This is a genomic window from Verrucomicrobiota bacterium, from assembly GCA_016871495.1.
Classification (GTDB): domain Bacteria; phylum Verrucomicrobiota; class Verrucomicrobiia; order Limisphaerales; family VHDF01; genus VHDF01.
The window spans coordinates 1-8,689 of record VHDF01000133.1 but is presented as its reverse complement, the minus strand read 5'-3'; the positions used below and the strand labels follow the sequence as shown (position 1 = coordinate 8,689).

At 62.5% G+C, this 8,689-nt stretch carries 5 protein-coding genes; 2 read left to right on the top strand and 3 right to left on the bottom strand.

The features are described from left to right. Positions 1-1,538: 1,538 nt before the first annotated feature. A complete protein-coding gene (locus FJ404_18580) occupies positions 1,539-3,017 on the bottom strand; it encodes a DUF1501 domain-containing protein (protein MBM3824857.1) in 1,479 nt (492 codons plus the stop codon). Next, entirely contained in the window at positions 3,007-5,352 is a 2,346-nt protein-coding gene (locus FJ404_18575; GenBank protein MBM3824856.1) for a DUF1553 domain-containing protein, read from the bottom strand. Before FJ404_18575 ends, FJ404_18580 begins: the two co-directional genes overlap by 11 nt. Before the next feature lie 41 nt (positions 5,353-5,393). Here FJ404_18575 and argH point away from each other — a divergent pair, with 41 nt between their 5' ends. Together argH and FJ404_18565 are read left to right on the top strand one after the other, a co-directional pair. Further along, complete coding sequence (argH, locus tag FJ404_18570) at positions 5,394-6,806, top strand: argininosuccinate lyase (GenBank protein ID MBM3824855.1); 1,413 nt, start codon at positions 5,394-5,396, stop codon at positions 6,804-6,806. Positions 6,807-7,025: 219 nt separating this feature from the next. Continuing rightward, positions 7,026-8,021 (top strand): 2-hydroxyacid dehydrogenase, encoded by a 996-nt coding sequence (locus tag FJ404_18565; protein ID MBM3824854.1) that lies wholly within the window; start codon positions 7,026-7,028, stop codon positions 8,019-8,021. Positions 8,022-8,086: 65 nt separating this feature from the next. Here FJ404_18565 and FJ404_18560 read toward each other — a convergent pair whose 3' ends face one another. Further along, complete coding sequence (locus FJ404_18560; protein MBM3824853.1) at positions 8,087-8,455, bottom strand: hypothetical protein; 369 nt, start codon at positions 8,453-8,455, stop codon at positions 8,087-8,089. Between the last annotated feature and the right edge of the window lie 234 nt (positions 8,456-8,689).

Sequence of the window (8,689 nt, the reverse complement as noted above, 5' to 3'; positions counted from 1 at the left end):
GCTCGCCGAAACTCCACCAGGATCGCTCTTCATGCCCTCACCATAACCCATCCCCAGTCCCTCCGAACAGATGCGCCCCGCTTACCGCTTACGATGCGATGACGTTCCCCCGATGTCAGCATCCGGTATTCTGTTCCATTCGATCATCGAGCCGCCCTTCCTTTAGAGCCTGATTGGAAATTCGGCGGGGTCCTGTTTTCGCGGAAGAGGCCCGATGGCGAGACGCGAGGAGGGAGCATGGCCGCCAGCGCCCTGTGACCGACGAGGAACGAAGCCAGCGGGCCTCTTCCGCGAAAACCCTCCGGGCGGCGGATCTTTTGGCGGCGGCCCGCGTTGGCTCGGTCCTCACAGCCCGCTGCGGGGATGCTCCGGCCTCGCCGCCTTGGCCGCCCCCAAAATCTCTCGCCGCAGGACCTCGCCCAATTTCCAAACAGGCTCTTAACCCGAAACGGGCTCTTTTCCCAGTCTTGGACGACACTCCGCCGTTCCGGCCCGCTGGTCTTGTCTTCAGCGCCGGTTTCATCGTGCTCATGCCGCACACGGGAGGGGTGTCATTGTCGATCTCGGAAAGGCTCTCTCATCGCGTCTGGAGCGGCGCTGAATCTTTCTTCGGAAGTGAATCGAGCCGGATAGCAGATTGGACAGGATGATCAGGATAGACAGGATGGAAGAGTCCGAATCCTGTTCATCTTGTTCATCCTGTCCCAACTCCCAATTCGAGATGTCAGACTGAACGGAAGGGGCTCTCACGTAGGCACGAAGGCACAGAGATGGGGAAGCATGCTTAAACCGGTGACCCCGTGAATGAGACAGGCCTCTGATGCCTCTTCTCCGCGTCGCTGTGCCTCCGCGAGAGCCGTCCATCCACGGGAACAACTCAGCTCGAACGATTCAGGATTTCTCGAGGATCTCGACCATCGTGCTTCCGCTTTGCCGGTTCGAGATCACGCTGGTTTCCAATGTGCTTCGTCGCGGGCTGGGTGTGAGGCCTCTTGCTTTTCCTCGCGCAGAGAGAACGTCGAGGGCATCGCATCACGGACGGTTCAGTTCCGCGATACGTTCCAACTGGACGCTGGGCCAGTTCTTGGCATTCCGATCGGGTCGGCAGAGTGGTGCAACCTCCAAGACGACTCGATCGTTCGCGATCGGCGGACGGACCGGGAAAGCTCGTCATGCGATGTTCATGCTGGGCACGGTTCTTCCTCTGCGCACTCTGCGACCTTTGCCGAGGCAGATGAGGTTTCTCACGCAAAGGACGCTAAGGTCGCAGAGGTTTGGAGAGAGCAGAGCGCAGACGATTCTTGCAGAGAGATTCTGGTTCTCGGATGCCAGAATCCGAGCCGGGCGCCGTTGGTCGTCGAAGTCGCCACACCGATTGTTGCTGCGGGTCACACGACGGAGAACTTCCGCATTGAGACGCGGGGTGAAGTTTTCATGCCGCTCATCCATTACGGCACGACAGTTCCTTGCACAATGTTTGAGACTTTAAGCACCGCGGTCGATGAAGACCATGTGCCTTCCTACCTGGCGCGGCGACTTCAGGCCAGAACCCGGCCGATGACCTTGCCGGCCACATCGGTCAAGCGTTCGTCACGACTGTTGTGACGAAAGGTCAGCCGTTCGTGGTCAAAACCGAGCAAGTGCAGAATCGTCGCGTGAATGTCATGAACATGCGCCTTGTCCTCCGCGGCCCGCAAACCCACCGCGTCCGTCGCACCAAGGGTTTGCCCGCCCTTCACACCGCCGCCCGCCAGCCACATGCTGAAACCATGCGGGTTGTGGTCGCGACCGTCGCTGCCTTCGCTCATCGGCATCCGGCCGAATTCACCCCCCCAAATGACCAGGGTCGAATCGAGCAGGCCGCGCGCCTTGAGATCCTTCAGCAGTCCCGCAATCGGCAGGTCGCTTTGCGCGCAAAGCCTCGAGTGATTCTCCTCCATTCGAGAGTGGCCATCCCAGCCGTGGGTATCCCCGCAATACACCTGCACGAAACGCACGCCGGCTTCCACGAGGCGCCGGGCGAGAAGACAGCGCGTGCCGAACTCGGCCGTCACCTGACGGTCGAGACCGTACAGCCGCCGTGTCGCCGGACTCTCCCGCGCAAGGTCTATAACCTCCGGCGCATGGCTCTGCATGCGAAAGGCCAGTTCGTAAGCGGCAATGCGCGCGCCTAACTCCGGATTGAATTCTCCGGAACGCAGATGCTCGCGGTTCAAGGCGTTGACAAAATCCACCGTCGCGCGTTGCTGTTCGGCAGAAACACCGGGCGGCCTGTTGAGATCGAGCATGGGCGAATCGCCCCCACGCAGAAGGGTGCCTTGACACGTCGCCGGCAAAAAACCATGGCCCCACGCGGGTGCCCCGCCTTTTGGCCAGCCTCCGGGATCGGGCAGCACCACGAATGCCGGCAGGTTCTGGTTCTCAGTCCCCAGTCCGTAGGACGCCCAGGCGCCGAGGCTGCCGCGGCCCATGAGGATCGAGCCGGTGTTCATCAAATAGACCGACTCCGGATGCGTCACGCTGTCGCCGTGACAACCGCGCAGCAGGCAGAGGTCATCGACGTGCTCCGCGAGATGCGGGAGAAAATCCGAGACTTCCATGCCCGATTGTCCGTGCGCGTGAAACGGACGCAGGGGCGGCAGCAGATGATTCCTGGCCACGTTGCGCCTCGTCTTGAAGGTGCCGAACGATTCGGGAATCGGCTGGCCCGCGAGGCGAATCAACTCGGGCTTTGGATCGAACAAATCGACGTGGCTCGGACCGCCGGACATGAAGAGGAAAATCACGCGGCGGGCGCGCGGCGTGAAGTGGGGCGAACGCGAATCGAGCGGCTGGGTTCTCGGGGAGGAGGGACTCCCGGTGGCGTCCGCGGCCAGGAGTCCATCGCGGTCGAGCAGGGATGCCAGCGCGAGCAGGCCGAAGCCGCCGCCGGCACGGCGTAGAAAATCGCGGCGTGAAGCAGGCCGTGGACCGGTCCCGCTCGGGCCCAGGCAGGACCAACCGGTGTCAATCGACATAAACAAAGGCGTTCAGGTTAAACAGCGCGCGGCAGAGTTCGGCCCAGGCCGCCTCGGTGACTCCGGAGTCCGCAGCGCGGATCTCGCTGTTCGGAGCAGGAACTTCCGAGCTTCGGCGACTCGATGACTTGAGGAAATCTCCCACCATCCCCTGCTCCTGCGCTGTGGGCCGCCGTCCAAGCACAAGTCGGAATGCCAGCGCGACACGCGTCTCCGCGGTCGGAGCCTCGTGCAACAACCGCCGCGCCGCCGCCCTCGCGGCCTCCATCGCCTCGTCCGAGTTGAGCAGAGTCAGCGCTTGAGGCGCGGTCGTGCTGCTTCCGCGCTCAGGACAGCTCAAATTGCTGTCCGGGGCATCGAAGACTTCCAGGAAAGGGAAGCGCAGATTGCGCCGCGCCAGGATGTAGATGCTCCGGCGCGTGTGATGGGCGAGGTCCGTGCTGGTCGTCCAACTCTTGGAGGATCTCGCGAGGTCGGCGGGAATCGGGGGCGAAACTCCCGGTCCACCCTTGTGCCGGTTGAGCCGTCCACTGATCGCGAGGAGGCTGTCACGCACGGCTTCGCCTTCGAGACGCCGACGGTTTTGGCGGGAGAAGAGCCTATTGTCCGGATCGCGGGCGAGGGTTTCAGACGAGGCGTGACTCGACTGCTGATAGGTGGAGGACAGCAGGATAAGCTTGTGCATGGCCTTCACGCTCCAGGCACGCGCGACGAACTCGCGGGCCAGCCAGTCGAGCAACTCCGGATGGGTTGGGACTGCACCACGAGTGCCGAAGTCGCTCGGCGTTGAGACCAGGCCGCGGCCAAAATGATGCTGCCAGATGCGGTTGACCATCACGCGGGCGGTCAGCGGGTTCTCCGTGGATGCGATCCAGTGGGCCAGCGCGGTCCGCGGCTGGTGCGCGGCGAGCCTCTGAATCCGGGATCCTTGAGATTCCGCCTGCGCCGCCGGTTCAAGTCCGCGCCCAGCGAGCACGGCTGGAAAACCCGGCCTCATTTCCTCCTCCGGATGATTGAAGTCACCTCGAGCCAGCACGAACGTCCTGGGCGGCGGCCCGCTCTTGTTTTGCAGGGCCATCGTCATCGGCAGAGGCAGCGGTTTCGGGACTTTCTTCAGCGCTTCCAGTAGCCGTGTTCGCCGGGCCTGATCCTCGACAGACATCGACCGGGCCAGCTCGGAATCGGTGAACCTCATCATCGGTGCCGTTTCCGCGACGGTGCCTTCCTGCTCCGTCGTGCGCTTTTCCTTCGGTGTTTGGTGCGCAAGTCGAGCGTCCGGCGACAGGCGTGCGAGTCGCTCCGCGTGGAGCTTATCGCGATACGCCGCTTCGAGCTCATGGAGCGACTTCTGCGTCGCCGCAGCCCCAGTTCGATACCGTTCCATCCCGCGGTCATGAGCCGCCTGCTCGAATGCGGTGGGAATCGGCATCTCACGCTGAAAAACGGCCGGCGCGAAAAAAGCCTGCATGGCGAAGTAATCCTGCTGCGTCAACGGCTCAAACTTGTGGTGGTGACATCGCGCACAGCCAAAGGTCAGCCCGAGGAACACCGACGCCGTCGTATCCGTCGCGTCATTGAGCGTGTTGAGGCGGCGCTGCACGGGGTCCGCGGAATCCACCATGTCGGGGCCCAGCAGATGGAAAGCCGTGGCCGTGACCGCGTCCGGTTCGTGCGGCCACATTTCGTCTCCTGCAATCTGCTCGCGGACAAAGCGGTCGTAGGGCTTGTCCTCGTTGAAAGATTTGATCACGTAATCGCGAAAACGCCAGGCGTGCGGCCGCAGGGCGTCGTGCTCGAAGCCGTCAGTCTCCGCGTAGCGGACAAGATCGAGCCAGTGGCGCGCCCAACGCTCGCCATAGTGCGGCGAGGCCAGCAGGCGGTCGATCAACCGCTCGTAAGCGCCGGACGAACGGTCGTGGACGAACGCGTCCCTTTCCTCCGCAGTTGGCGGCAGCCCGAGAAGGCCAAACGTGGCGCGGCGGATGAGTTGTTCCCTCGTCGCCGCCGTTGCAGGAGCGAGTCCGCTGGCCTCCATCGACGCGAGAATAAAAGGGTCGATGGGGTTTCGGCTCCAGGACGTGTCACGAACGGCCGGCGGCTCGACGCGAGCGGGAGCGACAAACGCCCAATGGGATGGGGCCATTGGCGCGCCAAGGCAGGGCGAGGTCAGGGCCATCAGCCCGCAGACGGCAAGCAGTGCCTGGCACCGCCGGAGTGTCTGTGGTCGTTTCACAGCAAGAGCGAACTCGAGTCGCAATTGAATCACACGGACCATCCCTGGCGCAATCCTCGCGCGCGCGAATCGGGCATGGACTCGAACCCGCGACTCTTCCATGATCCTGCCGCCCTGCGCGGGCAAGTCTTGTTCGGATTTTCATGAAAACCACCGCACCCGTGTCCCGCTCCGGACGATTTACTTCCGGACCCGCGGCCGAAGTCGCCGCCTTTTCTCAATCCATCTCGTTCGACAGGCGGCTTTGGCGTCAGGATATCCGCGGCTCTCTCGTTCACGCCCGCATGTTGCGGAACGCCGGCTTTCTCACCGCCTCCGAACTCGGGTCCATCCAAAAAGCCCTCAAGTCCATCGCGGCGGACATCGAATCCGGCCTCCTGGCTTGGAAACCCGAACTGGAAGACGTTCACATGAACATCGAATCCGAGCTCACCCGGAGAGCTCCGGCGGGGGCCAAACTCCACACCGCGCGGTCGCGCAATGACCAGGTGGCCCTGGACATGCGGCTGTGGGTTCGCGACGAGATCGACGCATTGCAGGAGGATTTGCGGCGGTTGCAACAGTCGATTGTCGATTGGTGCGCGCGCCAACCGGAAGTCATTCTTCCGGGTTATACCCATCTGCAACGCGGACAGCCCGTTTATGCCGCGCACCATCTGCTCGCCTACGTCGAAATGCTGGAGCGGGATCGCGGCCGTTTCCGCGACGCCCGATTCAGAGCCAACGAATGTCCTCTCGGCAGTGGCGCCCTCGCCGGCACCACTCTGCCCATCGATCGAGCGTTCGTGGCTCGCGAACTCGGGTTTGTCGATGACCGGGGAAATGCGCGCTTGACCGCCAACTCAATGGACGCCGTGAGCGATCGCGATTTCGTCGTGGAGTTCTGCGCCGCGGCCGCCCTGCTCGCGGTTCATCTCAGCCGGCTGGCGGAGGATTTGATTCTTTGGGCCTCATCGGAATTCCACTTTATCCGCATCAACGATGCCTACACCACCGGCTCATCGCTGATGCCGCAAAAGAAAAACCCCGACGTGGCTGAGCTGGCGAGGGGCAAATCGGGCCGAGTCATCGGCAATCTGGTCTCCCTGCTCACCGTGTTGAAAGGATTGCCGATGACCTACAATCGCGACCTGCAAGAGGACAAGGAATCCCTGTTTGACAGCGCCGACACCGTGCGGTCCACGACCAGCCTGATGGCGGGCATGTTGCGGAATACTTGCTTTATCCCCGAGTCCTGCCGGCGGGCAGCCTCGGACCCACAATTGCTAGCCACCGATCTCGCCGATGCCCTGGTGCGCAAGAATGTCCCGTTCCGCCAAGCCCATCACCTGGTAGGCGATTTGGTGGCCTTGGCAGAGAAGAAAGGCGTCCCTCTGAATCGTCTGGCCCTTGACCAGCTCCAATCGGTTTCTCCTCACTTCGACGCGGCCACCCTGGACTTGTTCGATCTCGATCGTTCCATGACTCGGAAGGAACTTCCGGGAGCACCTGGCCCTCGTGAAGTCCGCCAGCGAGTCGCCCGCTGGCAGCGCAAACTCTCCGGTCCGCCACAGTGATCGGCAGTTCTCGGCATCCATCCCCCGGCAGCCAACGTCTTGGCGATAATGGGATGCAACGACCTTGGAAACTCGTGACGAAAGCCCCTGGCACCCAACCGAAACCGAGGTCGTCACCTGCTGGCCGGACGCGGATAGCAGCTAGGAGCGCGCGCGTGTCGCAGGCAAACTCAAGGTTGCCCCGCAACCCATGAACTGACTGAATCTGTCGATCCCATGATGACGTTCGCCTTCTACGACACCAAACCCTACGACCGTGTTTACTTTGACCGGGCGGCCGGCGCGGAGCAGTTGCGCCGGGTGTTTCATGAATTCCGCCTGACCAACGAGACCGCCGGCAGCGCGAAGGGCGCGCAAGCCGTTTGTGTCTTCGTCAACGACCGTCTCGACCGCGACTGCCTGGAACAGCTTCACCGCGCCGAGGTGAAACTTATCGCGTTGCGCTGCGCCGGGTTCAACAATATCGATCTTCCCGCCGCCAAAGCCCTGGGACTGCCGGTGGTGCGTGTGCCGGCGTACTCGCCGCACGCGGTGGCCGAGCACACCGTCGCGCTGTTGCTCACCCTCAATCGCAAGATTCACCGCGCCTACAACCGCGTGCGCGAACACAACTTCTCACTCCACGGCCTGGTCGGATCCGATCTGTGCGGCAAGACCGTCGGCGTGATCGGGACTGGCAAGATCGGGCGCATCGCCGCGCAGATCTTCCGCGGCTTCGACACCAAGGTCATCGCCTATGACCCGTTCCCTTCACTCGATTGGGCCAAGGAACGAGGTGTCGTTTACGCGGACTTCGACATGGTCCTGGCCCGGAGCGACATTCTTTCACTCCATTTGCCGCTCACATCGGACACCCACCATCTGCTCAACGACCGCACGCTGGCCCGCCTCAAGCCGGGCACCTACATCGTCAACACAAGCCGAGGCAAACTCATCGACACCACCGCCCTCATTCATCATCTCAAGTCCGGCCACTTGGGCGGCGTCGCGCTGGACGCCTACGAGGAAGAGGAAGGCATTTTTTTCGAGGATCACTCGGGCGCGCTGCTACAGGACGATGAACTCAACTTGCTGCTGTCCTTCCCGAATGTCCTTATCACGTCGCATCAGGCTTTCCTCACAGACGAGGCGCTCACCGAGATTGCGCGGGTAACCACGGACAACATCCTGCGGCTCGCGAACCGCCAAGCGTTCCACGAAGGAACGCTTTTGTGAATCAACCGCGGAGGAAGGGGAACAGCGGCGGACCGCCACCACACCCTCGGACCGCGCATCCACCGTCACCACCAGGTCCGCCCGGGCTTGGCGGCCCATTCAAGACTCACCCCGAAGGAAGCGCAACTCATCCAACGACTCCGGCAACCTCCGGAGAAGTTGGCTTGCGTTGAACCTGGAAACGGCGATTGAGCAGAGTTGAGATGCGAAACAGCTCGAGCCTCAATAGCCGGTCGAAAGTTGAGGGGCATCCGCAGGAAGAGCCATCGAAACTTGAGAAAGGCCTTTGCCGCCCAGACCCTGCGAGAGATCCCGTGCATCCCGATGTTGTTGGTAGGGCGGGCCTGTCCCAGCCCGCCGCCCACGGGATGCAAAACATCATGCTCCGGCGGCGCGCCGGGACGGACGCGCCCTACCTGCATCACCGGCAACATCGGGATGCACCGCGAGAGATCGATGCGGATCTACTGCCGTTTCCAGGCTAGTGTGCTCTTCATGAACTGGGTGGGCCTTTGCGGCGAAGGATTTTGGCCGTGGGCGAGGCGCGACGAAGGAGCCTATCCGCAGAGATACGTGACTGAGGAGCAACGAAGCCCACGGCCGAAAGACTCGCCGCCCGAAGGGTTGCGCCGCTTGGGCAGTTCTGGCGTTGTTGCTCCTCGGTCACA

Coding starts and splice junctions, on each gene's coding strand:
- FJ404_18580 (MBM3824857.1), bottom strand. CDS start 3,017: ATGTCGATTGACACCGGTTGGTCCTGCCTGGGCCCGAGCGGGACCGGT.
- argH (MBM3824855.1), top strand. CDS start 5,394: ATGAAAACCACCGCACCCGTGTCCCGCTCCGGACGATTTACTTCCGGA.
- FJ404_18565 (MBM3824854.1), top strand. CDS start 7,026: ATGACGTTCGCCTTCTACGACACCAAACCCTACGACCGTGTTTACTTT.
- FJ404_18560 (MBM3824853.1), bottom strand. CDS start 8,455: ATGTTGCCGGTGATGCAGGTAGGGCGCGTCCGTCCCGGCGCGCCGCCG.
- FJ404_18575 (MBM3824856.1), bottom strand. CDS start 5,352: ATGGAAGAGTCGCGGGTTCGAGTCCATGCCCGATTCGCGCGCGCGAGG.